Origin of the sequence: Staphylococcus sp. T93, from assembly GCF_016743875.1 — a bacterium.
Taxonomy (GTDB): Bacteria; Bacillota; Bacilli; order Staphylococcales; family Staphylococcaceae; genus Staphylococcus; species Staphylococcus aureus.
Window position 1 is genome coordinate 2373346 of record NZ_CP068247.1, and the last position, 22293, is coordinate 2395638.

Genomic DNA, 22293 nt, shown 5'->3' on the forward strand with positions numbered 1-22293 from the left:
TTTTTTCATAGATGGAAATTAAATGCTGAAGAATAATTTTAATGCTAAATGAACTAATACGAAGGTGCTAAAAGCAATTATTATCAAATTAGTGATATGAATGAAATGTTTAAATCGTTTGCGTTGATTGTATTCGGGACTTTTATAGAGTAGGTAGTAGTACATAAAGAGTATGGCTGCGAACATGCCGAATATTGAAGTGAAGTTACCTACAGTGACTGCCATGTAATGATTTAAAGTTAAATAGTAACTTAGACTAATAATAAAAAATAAAATGATTTGATAGGTAATTAACACCATTCAAGTCCCTCCATTAATCGTAGACAAAAAATTTATCAATGATTTGATTATTTGTATTCAAATTTTAGTATACGACTTACCTCAAAGACAAATATTAAAAGATAAGACAATAAAATTAGAATAAATTTACGTTTGAAGATAAAAAACAAACATTTTTCATTAAAGTTTATGATATATTTAGAGCAATAGAAAGTGTATGGAAGGGGATATGAATGGCATACCAAAGTGAATACGCATTAGAAAATGAAATGATGAATCAACTTGAACAATTGGGTTACGAAAGAGTAACGATACGTGATAATAAGCAATTGCTTGATAATTTTAGAACGATTTTAAATGAGCGTCATGCGGACAAATTAGAAGGCAATCCCTTAACAGATAAAGAATTTCAACGTCTGTTAACGATGATTGATGGAAAAAGTATTTTCGAGAGTGCCCGTATTTTACGTGATAAATTACCACTTAGACGTGATGATGAGTCTGAGATTTATTTGTCGTTTTTAGATACGAAAAGTTGGTGTAAAAATAAGTTTCAAGTGACGAATCAAGTATCTGTCGAGGATACATATAAAGCACGTTATGATGTAACGATATTAATCAACGGACTACCCCTTGTCCAAGTTGAATTGAAACGTCGAGGTATTGATATTAATGAGGCGTTTAACCAAGTAAAACGTTACCGCAAACAAAATTACACAGGCTTATTCCGCTACATACAAATGTTTATCATTAGTAATGGTGTTGAAACGCGATACTTTTCTAATAATGATAGCGAACTATTGAAGAGTCACATGTTTTATTGAAGTGATAAACAGAATAACCGTATCAATACATTGCAATCGTTTGCTGAGTCATTTATGAGACCTTGTCAATTAGCTAAGATGATATCGCGCTATATGATTATTAATGAAACAGATAGAATACTGATGGCAATGCGTCCGTATCAAGTGTATGCGGTAGAAGCACTTATTCAACAAGCGACTGAGACAGGGAATAATGGATATGTATGGCATACAACTGGAAGTGGTAAGACGTTGACTTCTTTTAAAGCGAGTCAGATTTTATCACAGCAAGATGACATTAAGAAAGTTATCTTTTTGGTTGACCGTAAAGACTTGGATAGTCAAACAGAAGAGGAATTTAATAAATTTGCTAAGGGTGCTGTAGACAAAACTTTTAATACCTCGCAACTGGTACGCCAACTAAATGATAAAAGTTTGCCACTTATTGTAACGACGATTCAAAAAATGGCTAAAGCGATTCAAGGGAATGCCCCTTTATTAGAACAGTATAAAACGAATAAAGTTGTATTTATTATTGATGAGTGTCATCGCAGTCAATTTGGTGACATGCATCGTCTAGTTAAACAACATTTCAAAAATGCCCAATACTTTGGATTCACTGGTACGCCACGTTTTCCAGAAAATAGTAGTCAAGATGGTAGAACAACTGCAGATATTTTCGGTAGATGCTTACATACGTATTTAATTAGAGATGCCATTCATGATGGTAATGTACTTGGTTTCTCAGTTGACTATATTAATACTTTTAAAAATAAAGCTTTAAAAGCAGAAGATAACAGCATGGTTGAAGCAATTGATACGGAAGAAGTATGGTTAGCGGATAAACGTGTGGAATTAGTAACACGACATATCATCAATAATCATGATAAATATACACGTAATCGTCAATATTCAAGTATATTTACAGTCCAAAGTATTCACGCGCTTATTAAATATTATGAGACATTTAAGCGACTTAACAAAAAGTTGGAACAACCGTTAACGATAGCTGGTATATTTACGTTTAAACCTAATGAAGATGATCGTGATGGTGAAGTGCCATATCATTCACGTGAAAAATTAGAGATAATGATTAGTGATTATAATAAAAAGTTCGAGACGAATTTTTCAACAGACACAACTAATGAGTATTTTAATCATATTTCAAAAAACGTTAAAAAGGGCGTTAAAGATAGTAAAATTGATATCTTAATCGTTGTTAATATGTTCTTAACTGGTTTTGATAGTAAAGTACTGAACACTTTATATGTTGATAAGAATTTAATGTATCATGATTTAATTCAAGCGTATTCACGTACAAATAGGGTTGAAAAAGAATCAAAGCCATTTGGTAAAATTGTAAACTATCGTGACTTGAAAAAAGAGACAGACGATGCACTGAGAGTATTCTCACAAACAAATGATACGGATACAATTTTAATGCGCAGTTATGAAGAGTATAAAAAAGAATTTATGGACGCTTATCGTGAGCTTAAAATGATTGTGCCGACACCACACATGGTTGATGACATTCAAGATGAAGAAGAGCTAAAGCGCTTTGTTGAAGCTTATCGTTTATTAGCTAAAATAATATTACGTTTAAAAGCATTTGACGAGTTTGAGTTTACAATTGATGAAATTGGAATGGATGAACAAGAGAATGAAGACTATAAAAGTAAATATTTAGCTGTGTACGATCAAGTAAAAAGAGCGACGGCTGAGAAAAATAAAGTATCCATTTTAAATGATATTGATTTCGAAATAGAAATGATGCGTAATGATACGATTAATGTGAATTATATTATGAATATATTGAGACAAATTGATCTTGAAGACAAAGCGGAACAACGTCGTAACCAAGAACAAATTAGACGCATTTTAGATCATGCAGATGATCCGACATTGAGGTTAAAACGAGATCTAATTAGAGAATTCATCGACAATGTTGTACCTTCTTTAAATAAGGATGATGATATCGATCAAGAATATGTTAATTTCGAAAGTATTAAAAAAGAAGCGGAGTTCAAAGGATTTGCTGGAGAGAGATCTATCGATGAACAAGCCCTAAAAACAATTTCAAATGACTACCAGTATAGTGGTGTTGTAAACCCACATCACCTTAAAAAAATGATTGGTGATTTGCCATTGAAAGAAAAGCGTAAAGCAAGAAAAGCCATTGAATCTTTCGTGGCAGAAACAACTGAAAAATACGGTGTGTAATGATTCAGCCCCCTCGCTAGATTAGTGTAGGGGGCATTATTATTTTCTATCTTTTGTTAGTTACCATGTGTTTGGCAACCATCATTTGGTTTCAATACAATTTTATAATCGTATGTGTATAGAAATAATGTCTATAGGCATTTAAAATAGTTTATAATATTAACAGGATAAGCATTAAATGTATGTTGAAGGAGGTGCGTAGCTATGGATAATAGAAATATGATTAATCGTGTTTTTAGTCAAAAGATATTACATCAAATTGCAATCAAAAATAAAAGTGATGTTGTTGATGAGGCATATGATTTTTATATACAGGGACCTAAAAATATCAATGTAATACAGAAGATGAAATCTTTATATAACTATCTTAAAAAGTCTTATCGTAACGAATATTTTTACAAAAACACAATACTTAATAAACTCCTTCTAGGACGACATTCTATTAATACAACTACTGCACTTTCTGAGATGCCCATAGGGAAAAGTATTGCTGATTTTATATTGTTAAACGGCAAAGGCGTTGTCTATGAGATTAAAACAGAATTAGATAAGCTGGATAGATTAGATAATCAAATTAATGATTATTATGAAGTGTTTAATTATGTCGTAGTTATTACAAATGACAAACATCTGAATAAAGTTATGGCTAGATACAAAGATACAACAGTTGGAATTTTAGTGTTAACAACTAGAAATACACTGAGTGAAGTTCAAAAACCTAAAGAAAACAATAGTCTCTTAAACACAAAAGCGATGTACAACTTTTTACGAAAAGAAGAAAGAAAAAGAGTTATTGCACAAAATCATATGGATGTGCCAACTTATAATGATTTCACAGAGTATGATGTGTTATTTGACGTGTTTAAAGAAATACCAATGACGAAACTGCATAACAATATGATTTCTGAGTTGAAAAAAAGAGGAAACATGAAAGAATACAAAGATGAATTTTTAGCAGCGCCGGCTGAAATTAAGTTCTTGTTATATTTCGCAAAAATGACAAAGAAAGATAAAAATAAACTATATCATTTTCTTAAGGAGGATTAATATGTATTATCCTTATTTGCGTGGGAAACAAAATGAACTATTTGCAATTAGAGAATTGTTAGAGAAAGGTTTGATTGGTGATTGTATTCAACCTATAATTGAACCAATTAAATATACAACCACATTTAAAAATACTTTGCAATACTGTGGTGAAAAAGCATTCTCTATAAATTTAGTAGTAAATTCAAAGTTAACTGAAGAAGAGATTAGTAACGAAACTGTTGCACATTTAACTGAAATAATAACAAAAAACAAAAGTGTTATTCAAAAAGCTTACTTGGGTCCTTCTGATGAAGGCAATGATAGGTTGAAACAGCAATTTTCAAGTAATAGTTTAGCTATTTTAACAAGTGTAGATGATTGGGAAATGTTTGGAGATAAAAATAAACTTGAAATGGTTTTTGTACCAGATGATAGACACATTAAACGTAAATTGCGTAATATTCCAAACAAAGGCATCATTATGGATCCTTTTAATAAACTAAGTCGTAATGTTGATTATTTAGATAATGATGACGAGTTTTATAGCGACGATCACCTTTATTATAAGGAAGATGGATACGTAGCATTTTCAGACTATTCTGTTATAGGTGGAGAATATGTAGACGGTGGCTTTTCGCCATTAGCTATTGCGATACATATTGTCTATTTTGATGAGGCTAATGAGCTAAGAGTTAAGCATTTTGTCTCTGATTCTAATAATGATAGATCAAATCCAGGTAAAAAGTTTTTTGAGGCTGTAGATAAATTAGTAACATGGTCAAAAAACTTAGATATTAAAAATAGATCTTATGCGCTTGGACAATTTGAAGAATTAAATGAAAATAATAAGTATCCAGGATTAGGTTTAATTAAAAGGTTATCTATCATGCATCACCTAGAAATTATGAATAGATACTTGGAGTCTCAAAATGAAAATATGTGAAAAATGTTTTAATAATACTGAAATCGTAGAAATCATTGCAAATGATAATAGCAAATTTGACAATTGTGATATTGATAACAATCATCTTGGTGTTAAAATATTTGATACGACTAAGGACATAGATAAATTAGAACTTATTAGAGATTATTTAAGACCAGCATTAGAATTATATGATATTAGTATAAATTTACCAGATACTTTTAGCCCAAAAGAAGGTAAAAAGATTGAAATAGCATTAAAAGACGACTGGAGTATATTTAATGTTGAGGAAGCTCAAATAAGTTGTATTTTAAATGAACTTTTTAAAGATGATGAAAATTTAGATAGACGAGTGTTGGAAGATTTAGTAGGCGCTAAAATCATAAACGATAAAAAATATACAAATAAAAATCTAATTGTAGCAAATAATGACTGGGATGGATTTTGTGAGAGCTTGAAGTATAAAAATAGATTTCATAAAAATATGATCAATTTAGAGAATTTAGCGTTCTTTCTCGATATCACTACTAATTACTATAGTATTGAGGAATTTAGAGAAAGATTTGAACCATTATATAGATCTAGAATAGTTAAGTTCATTACAGAGAAAAGTGAACTAATGTCACCACCAAAGGGATTTGCAACGGCAGGAAGATTGAATTCTAAATGGATAAGCGTATTATACCTTAGTACAAAAGAACAGGTCAGTATAGAAGAAGTTAAACCTAAGCATAATGACATTATTTATATAGGTAAGGTTAAGTTACAAAAAAACGTGACAAAAGAGAAATTGAAAATTGCGAATTTAACTAATTTAACTAGTAATGCAATCAAAGCTGGCGATGATGGATTTAGAAAGTATTTTGTAAATTACCAAACATTAAAAAAGATTCATAAAGGAATAACAAATCCAAGCGATGAACAAGGAATAGATTATTTGCCATTTCAATATTTAGCTGATTATATTCGAAGCCTTAAATATGACGGGATAATGTATGAGAGCATATTACAAGATGGTACTTTTAACTTTGTGTTTTTTGATCAAAGTTTATTTGAATGTGTTAATTATGAAAGAAAAAGAGTAAGTGACGTTAAATATACATTGACTAAGCTAAGTTGACACACTCAAAAATCTGAATATTCTAATAAAATATAAATAATCCCCCACACTTCACATAGTGGCGGGGGATTTATTCTGGCGTTAAAATGCCCAAAGTATGGGGGTGACTCTTAAATCATGGCAAAGCACCTAAAACTTGATATGGTGCCGAGCCCTAACTTAGCACAATATAGTTAGTATGACAAAGTCATCTAACATAACACATCAGAAGTCGCGCAATTTATTTCAGACCATACAGTGATAAAGTTGCACAACGCATGACTTTTATTTAGCAATAACTGCTACTTCTGAAATAAGTTGCTTTGCATAGTCTGACTGCGGATGTTTGATAATATCTTCTGTGTTATTCAGTTCAACGATTTCGCCATTTTTCATAACTGCAACGCGATCACATATTTCATTGATAACACCCATGTCATGTGTGATGAATAAATAAGTGATGCCGAAGTCTAACTGTAATTGTTTTAATAACTCGATGATATCTTTTTGAATTGAAACGTCTAAAGCGGACACTGCCTCGTCGCAAACAATCACTTTAGGTTCAACAGCAAGTGCTCTCGCGATACTTACACGCTGACGTTGCCCACCAGATAATTCGTGTGGATAGCGATATAAGAAAGTTTGATCTAGGCCAACCTTTTCTAACAACGATACGACAGTTTTAATAATGTCATCATTATCTTTGACTTTCCCATGAATGATTAGTGGTCGTTTAATCACATCAATGACTTTAAATCTTGGATTAATAGATGCGAATGGATCTTGAAAAATCATTTGTATCTCTTGTCGTAAAGATTTCAATTCATCATCTTTAAATAAACTTAATGGTAATTCGTTATACCAAATAAAGCCTTCTGACACTTCCTTTAGACCGACGACCGTCTTAGCTAATGTCGATTTCCCTGACCCTGATTCACCGACAATGCCTAATGTTTCGCCTTTTCTAATAGCCAAGTTAATATCATTAACTGCTCGGTATAGGCTGCCACTCGGTGATGTGTAATCCACGCTCACGCGATCGAATTTTAATAAAATATCATTGTTTAACGGTCTTGGCGGACGCGTTTGATGAATATCAGGAATCGCATCTATTAAGCGTTTTGTATAGGTATGTTGTGGCGATTTAAAAATACTTTCAACCGTGCCACTTTCAACGACACTTCCATCTTTCATTACAATCACATCGTCGCAAAATTGATACACAGCGCCTAAATCGTGAGTGATAAAAATAATAGATGTTTCTGTGTACTCATAAAGGGACTTCATTAACTGCAGTAATTGATTTTGTGTACTGGCATCTAATGCCGTTGTTGGTTCATCTGCGATTAAAATTTGTGGCTTTAAAATCAATGCCATTGCTATCATGACACGTTGACGCATACCACCAGAAAGTTCATGTGGATAAGCATCAAATTGTCGAGTTGCATGTTTTATACCTACTTTTTCTAAAATGTCTATTGTCATCGACTTTGCTTCAGATTTAGATACACGTTTATGTTGAAATATTACTTCTGTAATTTGTTTGCCAATCGTTAATCTTGGATTCAACGAAGAGAGTGGATCTTGAAAAATCATTGAAATATCCTTACCTCGAATTTGTTGTAACGCTGAAGTTGATAAATTATTTAACGATTGCCCATTAAAAATAATTTCTCCTGTTAATGTGTGATCTGGATAATCTGGTAGTAGCCCTAAAATAGATTTAGCGGTAATACTTTTTCCTGATCCTGATTCACCAACAATACCTAGGATATGTTTTTTTCGTAATTCGAAAGAGACGTTTTTTACCGCTTGAACTGTAGTTTCATCATAATTGAATTGTACATTCAGACTGTTGACTTCTAATAAATTTGACATGATGTTGTGCCTCCCTATTCACAAATGTGTAAATTTATTCTATACTTTTGTATATCATAGTAATCTACTCAAGATTATTTTACAAGGAGTGATTATCATAATTACTTATTTAGAATCTTTTAAGTCGTTGTATCACAAGGCATTTTACAAGTTTGTATTATCGGTATTAAGCTTGCCAATATTTTTATATGCAGTGATAAAGTTTTTCTTTTCTGCTAAGAGGAAAAATTTTTACGCTAATAATTCTGAAATTTCAGAAATTGAACAGGCGTTACATCAAAAATATAAATATTTATCGCAGCAAAAGTCATCCACACAAATACATAAAGAAGCATTAAAAATATTCAAGGCACAAAGTTCTAATACGAGTTCAAAGAATATTGAACAAGCACATTTTTCAACATACTTTGAAAATGTATTATTTCATAAGTTCATCATGATCAAAGTGATATTGGCCTTGCCGATGTTCATCTTATTGACTTTTTATTTACAGCCATTAGTTAGATATATTTTTGAACGAATTGTCATGGCTGTGATTGTCATCATTGGTGTTATTGTCAGTGTGTTTACCATTCTGTATTTTTCACCGCTTGATGCGGCTTATAGCATACTGGGACAAAATGCAACAAAGGCACAGATACATCAATTCAATGTATTACATCATCTTAACGAACCTTATTTTATTCAATTGTGGGATACCATCAAGGGTGTTTTTACCTTTGACTTAGGTACGACTTACAAAGGGAATGAGGTTGTGACTAAAGCAGTTGGCGAAAGAATTCCAATTACAATAATTGTCGCAGTATTAGCGCTAATGGTGGCATTAATTATTGCAATACCAATTGGTATTATCAGTGCGATGAAGCGAAATAGTTGGCTTGATATCACGTTAATGATAATTGCATTAATTGGTTTATCTATTCCAAGTTTCTGGCAAGGGCTATTATTCATTTTAGCGTTCTCATTGAAATTGGATATTTTGCCACCATCTTATATGCCAGAACATCCAATATCGTTGATTTTACCTGTACTTGTCATTGGAACAAGTATTGCTGCTTCTATCACGCGTATGACAAGGTCTTCTGTACTTGAAGTAATGCGCAGCGATTATGTTTTAACTGCTTATGCAAAAGGATTATCGACGACACAAGTTGTTATTAAACATATTTTGAAAAATGCCATTATTCCAATTGTAACGTTAGTTGGTCTTCTAGTGGCAGAGTTACTAGGCGGTTCAGCAGTGACGGAACAAGTATTTAACATTAATGGTATCGGGCGTTATATCGTCCAAAAACAACTAATACCTGATATTCCAGCAGTCATGGGTGGGGTCGTATATATATCAATTGTAATATCTTTAGCAAACTTAATTATTGATATATTTTATGCTTTAATCGATCCAAAATTACGTAGTGAAATCAACGAAAGGAAGTGAGGCATATGGCACAACTTAATTCAAAGATAGCTTCCTTAAAATTATTCGCAAGTTACGCCATAGCAACTTATATTTTAGTTATATTAACGAGTGCATTAAATCTTTTTAAAGGTTATGTGGCCGATACGTTCTATATTGCTGAAACATTGCTAATCGTTTTAACCATCATTTTAATTATTATTTTAACAACGGAACAAACATGGAAGCATCATGACCTATGGCGACGTATCGTCGAAGTGTTGTTATTGTTGATGACATTAACAGGCAACGTATTTACATTATTAATGTTTGTAAGTATTAGACGTTACCAACGTACATCGCAAATACATAGTTATAACGGGTGGGAATCGTTTATACGAAAAACTACTAGACATCGTATTGCGATTATCGGGTTACTTATTTTAGTCTACATGCTGACATTATCAATTGTGTCACAATTTACATTTGATACGACATTGGCTACTAAAAATCAGTTCAATGCACTGTTACATGGACCGAGTCTAGCCTATCCGTTTGGTACTGATGATTTCGGTAGAGACTTATTTACACGCGTAGTTGTAGGAACGAAGCTGACATTTTCAATTTCAATTATTTCAGTAGTTATTGCAGTTATTTTTGGTGTGTTACTAGGCACTATCGCAGGTTATTTTAATCATATTGATAATTTAATAATGCGAATTTTAGATGTAGTGTTTGCAATTCCATCATTATTGTTAGCGGTGGCAATTATTGCATCATTTGGAGCAAGTATTCCAAATTTAATTATTGCTTTAAGTATCGGTAATATACCATCATTTGCACGGACAATGCGTGCCAGTGTTTTAGAAATTAAACGCATGGAATATGTAGATGCAGCACGTATCACTGGTGAAAACACTTGGAATATCATATGGCGTTATATTTTACCGAATGCGATTGCGCCTATGATTGTACGTTTTTCATTAAATATAGGTGTGGTTGTATTAACAACAAGTAGTTTAAGTTTCCTAGGACTTGGTGTTGCACCTGATGTAGCTGAATGGGGCAACATTTTACGTACCGGTAGTAACTACTTGGAAACGCACAGTAATTTAGCTATTGTACCTGGTGTTTGTATTATGTTCGTCGTTTTAGCATTTAATTTTATAGGTGATGCAGTGCGTGATGCACTAGATCCAAGAATTCATTAAAAAGGTAGGGATAGATGTGAAGAAAATCATTAGTATCGCAATTATAGTTTTAGCGTTGGTATTAAGTGGTTGTGGTGTCCCTACGAAATCAGAAGTGGCTCAAAAGTCATCGAAAGTTGAAGTGAAAGGCGAGCGACCAACAATACATTTCCTAGGACAAGCAAGTTATGAAAATGATATGAATATCGTTAAAGATCAATTGGAAAATGCAGGATTTAACGTGAAGATGAATATCCAACCAGATTATGGTAGCTATCGTACACAACGTCAAGCCGGCAATTATGATATCCAAATTGATGACTGGATGACAGTGTTTGGTGACCCGAACTATGCTATGACGGCATTATTTAGTTCTACAGGATCAAATAGTTTATTGAAAGATAAACATGTAGACCAGTTGTTAAATAAAGCTTCTACTCAAAATGAAGCAGATGTTAAACAAACATATAAGCAAATTGAAGATGAAGTTGTATTTGATAAAGGGTATATGGCGCCTTTATATGGATCAAAAAAGAATTTAGTATATGACAATAAAGTGTTAGATAAAAATAGTGTTGGATTGCCAAATTCACGTGCATTAATATGGCAACAATTTGATTACAACAATAGTAGAGAACGAGATACGCGGCCACTTGTGATGACACAACAAGATGGTGAAATTCCTACATTGGATCCAATACGTTCAATTGCGCCGTCAGTATATTCAATTAATATGAATATGTACACAAGGTTATTATTATTAGATGAAAATGATCATTTAACAACGAAAGGTTCGTTAAGTCATGATTATGCTGTGAATAAGGACAATAAAGCATTTTATTTCTTGTTAAGAGATGATGATTATTTTGCGAAAGTGGTCAATGGACAAGCACGTAATACTGGAGAGCGTGTATCGGCTGAAGATGTTAAGTTTTCTTTAGATAGAGCACGTGATAAAAAGTCTGTGCCTAACAATAATACTTACAATATGCACAAACATATAAATGACATCAAGATATTAAAAGATGAGGACATCGATCAGTTGCGTAAAGAGAAAGACAAGGACGATAAATCAATCTATGATAAGTTGATTAAAGCTTATAACGTCAAATCGTTAACGACAGATGGTCAAAAAGTAAATAATAAAGACGGTATTTATCAAATTGTTAAAATTACGACAGATCAATCGATGCCTCGAGAGGTAAATTACTTAACACACTCTTCGGCAGGCATTTTATCTAAAAAATTTGTTAATCAAGTAAATCAAGAATATCCAAAAGGATATGGGGATAGCAGTACAATTCCTGCAAATTCAGATGGGAAAAATGCGCTGTATGCAAGTGGCGCATACATTATGACACAGAAAAATGCATATCAAGCAACGTTTCAACGTAATCCAGGATTCAACGAAACAGAAAAAGGTAGTTATGGACCAGCTAAAATTAAAAATATTACATTGAAGTTTAATGGTGACCCGAATAATGCATTGTCAGAACTTAGAAATCATTCAATTGATATGTTGGCAGATGTGAATCAAAAACATTTTGATTTAATTAAGTCGGATAAAAATTTAAGCATTATTCGCAAAAATGGACGCAAGTCAGTCTTTTTAATGCTAAATATTAAAAAAGGTATATTTAAGACGCATCCAAACTTGAGACAAGCAGTAGTTAATGCGATAGATCAGGATCAATTTATTAAGTTTTATCGTGGCGATAAATTTAAAATTGCATCACCGATTACACCACTTGTCGATACTGGTAACGAGCAACGTCAAGATTTAGAAAAAGTAGAAAAAGCCATTAATCAATAATGTTTTAAATATTTAACAGAAAGTAGGAGGATATAGTATGGTCATTAACTTAAATGACAAACAGACAAAAACATCTAAAGAAGGGTTAATTTCCGTATCACATCCTCTTGCGGCTAAAATTGGTAAGGATGTATTAGATCAAGGTGGCAACGCCATGGATGCAGTGATTGCAATTCAACTGGCATTGAATGTGGTAGAACCATTTGCATCAGGTATTGGTGGTGGCGGGTATTTGCTATATTATGAGCAAAGTACTGGCAGTATAACTGCGTTTGATGCACGTGAGACAGCACCTGAACATGTAGACAAACAATTTTATCTAGATGATTCAGGCGAATATAAATCATTTTTTGATATGACTACACATGGTAAAACTGTCGCTGTGCCAGCAATTCCAAAGCTGTTTGATTATATTCACAAGCGTTATGCTAAATTGTCATTGGAAGATTTAATTAATCCTGCAATTGAACTAGCCATTGAAGGTCATGCAGCCAATTGGGCTACTGAAAAATATTCGCGCCAGCAACACGCACGATTGACAAAGTATCATGAAACGGCACAAGTATTTACGCATGAAAATCAATATTGGCGTGAAGGTGATTGGATTGTACAACCCGAATTAGGTAAGACATTTCAAATATTAAGAGAACAAGGGTTTAATGCATTTTATAAAGGTGACATTGCGAAACAATTAGTCAATGTTGTCAAAGCATGTGGTGGGACAATCACTTTAGAGGATCTAGCCAAATATGACATTCAGATTAAAGCGCCAATCAGTGCAACATTTAAAGACTATGACATTTATTCAATGGGACCATCTAGTTCTGGCGGTATCACGGTAATTCAAATATTGAAGTTATTAGAACATGTCGATTTACCATCTATGGGTCCAAGATCTGTTGATTACTTGCATCATTTGATACAAGCGATGCATTTAGCATATAGTGATCGTGCGCAATACTTGGCGGATGATAATTTTCATGAGGTGCCTGTACAGTCATTAATTGATGATGATTATTTAAAAGCACGCAGTACGCTCATTGATAGCAATAAAGCAAATATTGATATAGAGCATGGTGTTGTGTCTGATTGCATTAGTCATACAGATGTTGAAGAAAATCATACCGAAACAACTCATTTTTGTGTGATTGATAAGGAAGGTAATATTGCTTCATTTACGACATCAATTGGTATGATTTATGGTTCAGGTATCACGATTCCAGGCTACGGTGTGTTATTGAATACGACAATGGATGGCTTTGATGTAGTAGATGGTGGTATTAACGAAATTGCACCATATAAACGACCACTAAGTAACATGGCTCCAACGATTGTGATGTATCACGGGAAGCCAATATTAACAGTAGGTGCACCTGGTGCCATAAGTATCATTGCTAGTGTTGCGCAAACATTAATCAATGTATTAGTGTTTGGCATGGATATTCAGCAGGCTATAGATGAACCTAGAATTTATAGTAGCCATCCTAATCGCATTGAATGGGAGCCTCAATTTTCACAATCTACAATATTAGCATTGATTGCACATGGACATGCAATGGAACATAAACCAGATGCTTATATTGGAGATGTACATGGACTACAGGTTGACCCAACAACGTATGAAGCTTCGGGTGGAAGTGATGATACTAGAGAAGGCACCGTAATGGGTGGCGAGGTGTTAGTGATTAGAAAACAGCCATTACCATATCGGCAAATGTATGATAGTGACGGCTTTCGTCTATATTTCAATGATGTGCAGTTACCTTTATTGGCAGATCAAGTGCGATGGATGCATGACAAATATTGGGTTGATGAAAGTGTTGTTAGAATCATTTTCCCTGAAGTTAGTGCACATATTGAAGATTTAAGAAGTTATGAAAACGCAGGAGAAAATTATATAGATATTGCCTGGTTAGCACGGAAATATGCTTATCAAGTAACATTGAAGGATGACGGTTTATACTTAACTGATGATACATATACTTCAGTGAAACGGAACACAAATGCATACTATAGATATGATCGAGATAGTATCACAAGATAGTTTATACGCTTGATATGAAGTTTGTAGTGGATATGAGCTTTTGTTGAATGAAAGGATTCGATTTCGAACTTTAGCGTGACGCTTGAGTGTAGTAATGTTGGAAATGCTATACGAAACGCTAGTCACCTTTGTAAAATATACAACGCCTCACAAATTCGTTTTTGATGTACATCACAATAGTTAGCCTAAAATCTAATGTAATGTGGTTTGGTACAGTTGAACGAGTTATGTGAGGTGTTTTTATAATATAGGATTTTAATAGATGATTTGGATGTTTCTATAATTACAGCATAAGTATTAATGTTCACTTATTTTATTATAAGTAAGGCTTTCTTTATAAATGATTTGGTCTTTTCCAGGACTTGAAAAATAAAAATAAAGTTTCTGATCTTGATGATTATTGCCTTTTAAATCACTCATTCCCTTTAATTCCACCTTTGTTGATGCGTTTTTAGGAATATTATATCTACGTTTTAATTGTTTAACGTTTGGATTATCGTTCGACAACTTACCAGATAAATTATAATAATCAGTGGTAGGATCATGTGTGACTTTCAAATCATTGCTATTTAAAATGCTTGTTAAATCACCACTTTGAATCAAAAATTGATTGTTTTCGATTTTTTGTTTCAGCGCGGGATCTTTTACGTCTTTTGTGAAAACGATTTTATTATTAACTACTTTTACTGGATAACTTTTGTATGTCGAGTCAGTAGCATTTTTTCTATCGTTTGTAGTTGTGTCATATTCACCAGTTATTTTATGTGTGTTCTTATCTACCTTTAACAACATACGGTCTTCTTTTAAAAGCTCATCTGATCCAACAACTGAATAAGAGGATTCTATATACCATGTGTCTTGATCATTATTTTCATAATGGGGATTATCGTGACCATCAATTTCATAAAGCGTTTCTAAGTTTTTAATAGGATACGTACTTAGTACTTTTTTAAGACCATCTTTCAAATGAATTTGTTCCCACTTCATTGCCAAAAACATATCGCCACTGACTACAATTGAAATAATAATAATTGCTGCTAAGTTTAACCAGAAAATTTTATGTGCTTTCATACATTCCCACCGTTTCTCAAAATACTTCATTAACACTATAATAATATATTTTGAAAAATATTTACATCAGTATTAAAGTGAATATCAAATTTTAAATTTATGAAAATAATAGATATTTATAAAAAGCGGAAAAGAGATACAATAAAAAACTGCATGACGTTTGAGACGTCACACAGTGTAACTAAAAATTTAAAAAGTTGTTGCTAATTTTTCAGCATTATTAATACTAGTTGCTTTAATTTCTTCAGTCTTATGAGGTTCAGCATTGTGTCCTTCAATAATGATTGTTTCATATGATGGCACACCTAAGAATGTCATAATTGTTCTTAAATAACGGTCACCCATTTCAAAATCAGCAGCAGGTCCTTCAGTATAATATCCACCACGTGATTGAATGTGTAATACTTTTTTGTCAGTTAGTAAACCTTGTGGTCCTTCAGCAGAATATTTAAAAGTTTTACCTGCAATTGAAATAGCATCAATATATGCTTTAACTACAGGTGGGAAAGAAAGGTTCCACATAGGCGTTACAAATACATATTTATCTGCACTTAAAAATTCTTCTAAAATGTCACTCAATCTTGAAACTTTCATTTGTTCATCATCAGTTAACGTTTCGCCATTACTCATTTTTCCCCAACCAGTTAATACATCTTTGTCAATAACTGGAATATAAGTTTCAAATAAATCAATATGTTTCACTTCATCATCAGGATGTTGTTGTTGATATGTTTCGATAAATGCTTTACCAGCCGCCATAGAATTTGATACCAGTTCATTAAAAGGGTGTGCTGTAATATATAATACTTTTGCCATTTGAAAATTCTCCTCTGTTTCTGTTATTTTCTTAAGTATAATTATTATACTCGATATAAAATTTAATATCAATCAAAATATTCAAATTACCATCATTTTCTTCATCTATATTTGGCAGTACTACTAAAGTATGAGTGCATTTAATTATGAAATAGTTGATTTAGAATATATACTTAATACCCAAAATATATGAAGGATGGATGCCACTATGACAAAGCGACCAAAACGTATTTTGGCAACAATTATCATTTTTCTTTCACTATTATTTACGATTATTTATATAGATGACATTCAAAAATGGTTTAACCAATATACCGATAAATTGACACAAAATCATAAAGGACAAGGACACTCAAAATGGGAAGACTTTTTTAGAGGGAGTCGGATTACTGAGACTTTTGGTAAATATCAACATTCACCATTTGATGGTAAGCATTATGGCATTGATTTTGCATTGCCAAAAGGTACACCAATTAAAGCGCCGACGAATGGTAAAGTAACACGTATCTTTAATAATGAATTGGGCGGCAAGGTATTACAGATTGCCGAAGACAATGGAGAATATCACCAGTGGTATCTACACTTAGACAAATATAATGTCAAAGTAGGTGATCGAGTCAAAGCAGGTGATATTATTGCATATTCAGGCAATACAGGTATACAAACGACAGGCGCACATTTACATTTTCAAAGAATGAAGGGTGGCGTAGGTAATGCATATGCAGAAGATCCAAAACCGTTTATCGATCAGTTACCTGATGGGGAACGTAGCCTATATGATTTGTAGTTATAGAAGGGTGCCCGCAGTCTAAAAAATTAAGCAATCATTGTGTGAGTATGATACTTACATAATGGTTGCTTTTTTCAATGAAAATCGTAATGCTAAGTCATACTTGTTTGATTTAGATATTACTTAAAATGTAAGACAAGGTTGTTAGCATTGGCAGTGAAATATCGCACATAAAAAACATTATTGTCACACTAGAAAATAGTTGTGCACTATATCAATTTTCTGTATAAAAGTTTAATTCTGACAGTAATGTAAACGTTTACAATTTATGATTGACATTAATAATGACTGAATATATGATTTATGTAAGTATTTGTGCAAACGTTTTCACAAAGTGTATTGCACAATCAAACTGTAAACAAAGTATGGGAGGCATAACATGGCAGAACTAAAGTTAGAGCATATTAAAAAGACGTATGATAACAACAATACTGTAGTGAAAGATTTTAATCTACATATTACTGACAAAGAATTCATTGTATTTGTTGGACCATCGGGATGTGGTAAATCAACAACATTACGAATGGTTGCTGGACTAGAGTCTATCACATCTGGAGATTTTTATATTGATGGGGAACGCATGAACGATGTTGAACCAAAGAATAGAGATATTGCGATGGTATTTCAAAACTATGCATTATATCCACATATGACTGTTTTTGAAAATATGGCATTTGGGCTAAAGCTACGTAAAGTAAATAAAAAAGAGATTGAACAAAAAGTTAATGAAGCAGCTGAAATATTAGGATTAACTGAGTATCTTGGTCGTAAACCAAAAGCGTTATCTGGCGGACAGCGTCAACGTGTTGCTTTGGGCAGAGCTATTGTTAGGGATGCGAAAGTCTTTTTAATGGATGAACCATTATCGAATCTTGATGCGAAGCTTCGAGTACAAATGCGCACAGAAATATTGAAATTACATAAGCGACTTAATACTACGACAATTTATGTTACACATGATCAAACTGAAGCATTGACGATGGCTAGTCGAATTGTTGTTTTGAAAGATGGCGACATTATGCAAGTCGGCACACCTAGAGAAATATATGATGCCCCTAATTGCATATTTGTGGCGCAATTTATCGGCTCACCAGCAATGAATATGTTGAATGCTACAGTTGAAATGGACGGATTGAAGGTAGGAACACACCATTTTAAATTACATAATAAAAAATTTGAAAAGTTAAAAGCTGCTGGCTACTTAGACAAGGAAATTATTTTAGGTATTCGAGCTGAAGACATTCATGAAGAACCAATATTTATTCAAACTTCTCCAGAGACACAATTTGAATCTGAAGTAGTTGTATCCGAACTGTTAGGTTCAGAAATTATGGTACATAGCACATTCCAAGGAATGGAATTGATTTCTAAATTAGATTCAAGAACTCAAGTGATGGCGAACGACAAGATTACACTAGCATTTGATATGAATAAGTGTCACTTTTTTGATGAAAAAACAGGAAATCGTATCGTCTAAGGGGGAGTATTCATGTCTAAAATTTTAAAATGTATCACGTTAGCCGTGGTAATGTTATTAATCGTAACTGCATGTGGCCCTAATCGTTCGAAAGAAGATATTGATAAAGCATTGAATAAAGATAATTCTAAAGACAAGCCTAACCAACTTACGATGTGGGTGGATGGCGACAAGCAAATGGCGTTTTATAAAAAAATTACGGATCAATATACTAAAAAAACTGGCATCAAAGTAAAGCTTGTAAATATTGGTCAAAATGATCAACTAGAAAATATTTCGCTAGACGCTCCTGCAGGAAAAGGTCCAGATATCTTTTTCTTAGCACATGATAATACTGGAAGTGCCTATCTACAAGGCTTAGCTGCTGAAATCAAATTATCAAAAGATGAGTTGAAAGGTTTCAATAAGCAAGCACTTAAAGCGATGAATTATGACAATAAGCAACTAGCATTGCCAGCTATCGTTGAAACAACCGCACTTTTTTATAATAAAAAATTAGTGAAAAATGCACCGCAAACGTTAGAAGAAGTTGAAGCTAATGCTGCCAAACTAACTGATAGTAAAAAGAAACAATACGGTATGTTATTTGATGCTAAAAATTTCTATTTTAATTATCCGTTTTTATTCGGCAATGATGATTATATTTTCAAGAAAAATGGCAGTGAATATGATATTCATCAGCTAGGACTAAATTCAAAACATGTCGTCAAGAATGCTGAACGATTACAAAAATGGTACGACAAAGGGTATCTTCCTAAGGCAGCAACACATGATGTCATGATTGGTCTTTTTAAAGAAGGAAAAGTAGGACAATTTGTCACTGGACCGTGGAACATTAATGAATATCAAGAAACGTTTGGTAAAGATTTAGGAGTAACAACATTACCTACAGATGGTGGCAAACCTATGAAACCATTTCTAGGTGTACGTGGTTGGTATTTATCTGAATATAGTAAACATAAGTATTGGGCTAAAGATTTAATGCTGTATATCACTAGTAAAGATACATTACAAAAATATACAGATGAAATGAGCGAAATTACTGGACGTGTTGACGTGAAATCATCTAATCCAAATTTAAAAGTGTTTGAAAAGCAAGCACGTCATGCTGAACCGATGCCTAATATTCCTGAAATGCGACAAGTTTGGGAACCGATGGGCAATGCAAGCATATTTATTTCAAATGGTAAGAATCCTAAACAAGCGTTAGATGAGGCGACGAATGATATAACGCAAAATATTAAGATTCTTCATCCATCACAAAATGATAAGAAAGGAGATTAGTTATGACGAAACGTAACCCTAAATTAGCGGCATTATTATCTGTTATACCTGGTTTGGGACAGTTTTATAATAAAAGACCCATTAAAGGGACGATATTTTTTATCTTTTTCATCAGTTTTATTTCTGTTTTTTATAGCTTTTTAAATATTGGTTTTTGGGGATTGTTCACATTAGGGACAGTACCTAAGTTAGACGATTCTCGTGTCTTACTTGCACAAGGTATTATTTCTATCTTACTCGTTGCTTTCGCAATCATGCTATATATCATTAATATTTTAGATGCATATCGTAATGCTGAACGATTTAATCGCAATGAGGAAATAAAGGATCCGAAGGCGCGTATGGTGGCAACATGGGACAAGACGTTCCCATACTTACTAATCTCACCAGGTACATTCTTATTGATATTTGTAGTTGTATTTCCATTAATATTTATGTTTGGAGTAGCATTTACAAATTACAATTTATACAACGCGCCTCCGAGACACACATTAGAATGGGTTGGTTTAGATAACTTTAAAACGTTATTCACAATTGGCGTTTGGCGTAAAACATTTTTCAGTGTTATTACTTGGACATTAGTATGGACGCTTGTTGCAACGACACTTCAAATTGCATTAGGGCTGTTTTTGGCAATTATTGTAAATCACCCTGTCGTCAAAGGTAAGAAATTTATCCGTACTGTGTTAATCCTACCTTGGGCTGTACCATCATTTGTGACAATTTTAATATTTGTAGCGTTATTTAATGATGAATTTGGTGCGATAAATAATGATATTTTGCAACCTTTATTAGGTGTAGCACCAGCATGGTTAAGTGATCCGTTTTGGGCAAAAGTGGCATTAATCGGCATTCAAGTATGGCTTGGATTCCCATTTGTCTTTGCACTGTTCACTGGAGTACTGCAAAGTATTTCATCAGATTGGTACGAAGCAGCAGATATGGATGGTGCGTCTAGTTGGCAAAAGTTTAGAAACATCACATTCCCGCATGTCATTTACGCCACAGCGCCATTGTTAATTATGCAATATGCAGGTAATTTCAATAATTTTAATCTTATTTATCTATTTAATAAAGGCGGTCCACCAGTGTCAGGGCAGAATGCTGGTAGTACAGATATCTTGATATCTTGGGTGTATAATCTGACATTTGAGTTTAACAACTTCAACATGGGTGCAGTTGTGTCATTAATTATTGGATTTATTGTTGCTATTGTCGCATTTATTCAATTCAGACGTACAAGTACGTTTAAAGATGAGGGAGGTTTATAAGATGACAAAGAAGAAAAACATATTAAAAGCAATCGGTATTTACAGTTTTATAGCGATGATGTTTGTCATCATTTTATATCCACTACTGTGGACATTTGGCATTTCCCTTAATCCAGGTACGAACTTGTATGGTGCCAAAATGATACCAGACAATGCAACATTTAAAAATTATGCATTCTTACTATTCGATGACAGTAGTCAATACCTGACTTGGTATAAAAATACGCTTATCGTAGCATCTGCAAATGCACTGTTTAGTGTGATATTTGTCACGTTAACAGCATATGCTTTTTCTAGATATCGCTTTGTTGGTCGTAAATACGGGCTGATTACATTTTTGATTTTACAAATGTTCCCTGTATTAATGGCAATGGTCGCAATCTATATTTTGCTAAATACAATTGGATTATTAGATTCTTTATTTGGACTAACACTGGTATATATTGGTGGATCAATACCGATGAATGCCTTTTTAGTGAAAGGTTACTTCGATACGATTCCAAAAGAACTTGATGAATCTGCCAAAATTGATGGTGCAGGGCATATGCGTATTTTCTTACAAATTATGCTTCCATTAGCTAAGCCGATTTTAGCAGTTGTTGCTTTGTTCAATTTTATGGGGCCATTTATGGACTTTATATTACCTAAAATACTATTAAGAAGTCCTGAAAAATTCACATTAGCAGTTGGATTGTTCAACTTTATTAATGATAAGTATGCAAATAATTTCACAGTGTTTGCAGCAGGGGCAATTATGATTGCAGTACCTATAGCAATCGTATTCTTGTTCTTGCAACGCTATTTAGTATCAGGTTTAACAACAGGTGCGACAAAAGGTTAGTTTGAAATTAGGAGTGGGGCAGAATTGATAAAGAACCACTAATGACGATAAAGATTAAAAGGAGGACGTTATG

16 protein-coding genes and 1 pseudogene are annotated in these 22293 nt (G+C 33.1%); 13 read left to right on the forward strand and 4 right to left on the reverse strand.

The features are described 5' to 3' along the window. Positions 1–18: 18 nt before the first annotated feature. Positions 19–300, reverse strand: coding sequence for a hypothetical protein (locus JG553_RS11640; RefSeq protein WP_001550030.1), 282 nt, complete (start codon positions 298–300; stop codon positions 19–21). Positions 301–512: 212 nt separating this feature from the next. Here JG553_RS11640 and JG553_RS11645 point away from each other — a divergent pair. The 4 genes and pseudogenes from JG553_RS11645 (at position 513) to JG553_RS11660 (ending at position 6373) form a co-directional block, all read left to right on the forward strand. Further along, positions 513–3302: pseudogene (locus JG553_RS11645) on the forward strand (type I restriction endonuclease subunit R). A gap of 204 nt (positions 3303–3506) precedes the next feature. Beyond that, on the forward strand, positions 3507–4349 hold the full coding sequence (locus tag JG553_RS11650; RefSeq protein WP_000370334.1) for a sce7726 family protein: 843 nt from the start codon (positions 3507–3509) through the stop codon (positions 4347–4349). 1 nt (position 4350) lies between these two features. Further along, positions 4351–5274 (forward strand): sce7725 family protein, encoded by a 924-nt coding sequence (locus tag JG553_RS11655; RefSeq protein WP_000291761.1) that lies wholly within the window; start codon positions 4351–4353, stop codon positions 5272–5274. Then, on the forward strand, positions 5261–6373 hold the full coding sequence (locus tag JG553_RS11660) for an RES family NAD+ phosphorylase (protein WP_000686456.1): 1113 nt from the start codon (positions 5261–5263) through the stop codon (positions 6371–6373). Before JG553_RS11655 ends, JG553_RS11660 begins: the two co-directional genes overlap by 14 nt. Positions 6374–6637: 264 nt before the next feature. Here JG553_RS11660 and JG553_RS11665 read toward each other — a convergent pair whose 3' ends face one another. Next, positions 6638–8230, reverse strand: coding sequence for an ABC transporter ATP-binding protein (locus tag JG553_RS11665; RefSeq protein ID WP_000067349.1), 1593 nt, complete (start codon positions 8228–8230; stop codon positions 6638–6640). Here JG553_RS11665 and JG553_RS11670 point away from each other — a divergent pair. The 4 genes from JG553_RS11670 to ggt are packed head-to-tail and all read left to right on the forward strand — an operon-like array spanning position 8187 to position 14670. After that, positions 8187–9665 (forward strand): ABC transporter permease, encoded by a 1479-nt coding sequence (locus JG553_RS11670; protein WP_001797475.1) that lies wholly within the window; start codon positions 8187–8189, stop codon positions 9663–9665. The two genes, JG553_RS11665 and JG553_RS11670, sit on opposite strands and share 44 nt — an antisense overlap. A gap of 5 nt (positions 9666–9670) precedes the next feature. Continuing rightward, complete coding sequence (locus JG553_RS11675) at positions 9671–10834, forward strand: ABC transporter permease (protein ID WP_000057899.1); 1164 nt, start codon at positions 9671–9673, stop codon at positions 10832–10834. 16 nt (positions 10835–10850) lie between these two features. Beyond that, positions 10851–12626, forward strand: coding sequence for an ABC transporter substrate-binding protein (locus JG553_RS11680; RefSeq protein WP_000720804.1), 1776 nt, complete (start codon positions 10851–10853; stop codon positions 12624–12626). A 37-nt stretch (positions 12627–12663) separates the two neighbouring features. Continuing rightward, on the forward strand, positions 12664–14670 hold the full coding sequence (gene ggt, locus JG553_RS11685; protein ID WP_000236428.1) for a gamma-glutamyltransferase: 2007 nt from the start codon (positions 12664–12666) through the stop codon (positions 14668–14670). Positions 14671–14967: 297 nt separating this feature from the next. Here ggt and JG553_RS11690 read toward each other — a convergent pair whose 3' ends face one another. Next, a complete protein-coding gene (locus tag JG553_RS11690) occupies positions 14968–15741 on the reverse strand; it encodes a tandem-type lipoprotein (protein ID WP_000643616.1) in 774 nt (257 codons plus the stop codon). A 189-nt stretch (positions 15742–15930) separates the two neighbouring features. Next, positions 15931–16557, reverse strand: coding sequence for an FMN-dependent NADH-azoreductase (locus tag JG553_RS11695; RefSeq protein WP_001151451.1), 627 nt, complete (start codon positions 16555–16557; stop codon positions 15931–15933). 208 nt (positions 16558–16765) lie between these two features. Here JG553_RS11695 and JG553_RS11700 point away from each other — a divergent pair, with 208 nt between their 5' ends. From JG553_RS11700 to JG553_RS11720, 5 genes are all read left to right on the forward strand, one after another. Further along, complete coding sequence (locus JG553_RS11700; protein WP_000166917.1) at positions 16766–17344, forward strand: M23 family metallopeptidase; 579 nt, start codon at positions 16766–16768, stop codon at positions 17342–17344. 382 nt (positions 17345–17726) lie between these two features. Next, positions 17727–18824 carry an ABC transporter ATP-binding protein gene (locus JG553_RS11705; protein WP_000818914.1) on the forward strand — a complete coding sequence of 366 codons (1098 nt, stop codon included), beginning with the start codon at positions 17727–17729 and terminating at the stop codon, positions 18822–18824. Positions 18825–18836: 12 nt separating this feature from the next. Further along, on the forward strand, positions 18837–20108 hold the full coding sequence (locus JG553_RS11710) for a maltodextrin ABC transporter substrate-binding protein (protein WP_000034961.1): 1272 nt from the start codon (positions 18837–18839) through the stop codon (positions 20106–20108). 2 nt (positions 20109–20110) lie between these two features. After that, positions 20111–21379: a sugar ABC transporter permease gene (locus JG553_RS11715; protein ID WP_000166888.1), complete on the forward strand. Its 1269-nt coding sequence runs from the start codon at positions 20111–20113 to the stop codon at positions 21377–21379. Between the two features lies 1 nt (position 21380). After that, positions 21381–22220 (forward strand): sugar ABC transporter permease, encoded by an 840-nt coding sequence (locus JG553_RS11720; RefSeq protein ID WP_000162661.1) that lies wholly within the window; start codon positions 21381–21383, stop codon positions 22218–22220. Positions 22221–22293 lie beyond the last annotated feature (73 nt).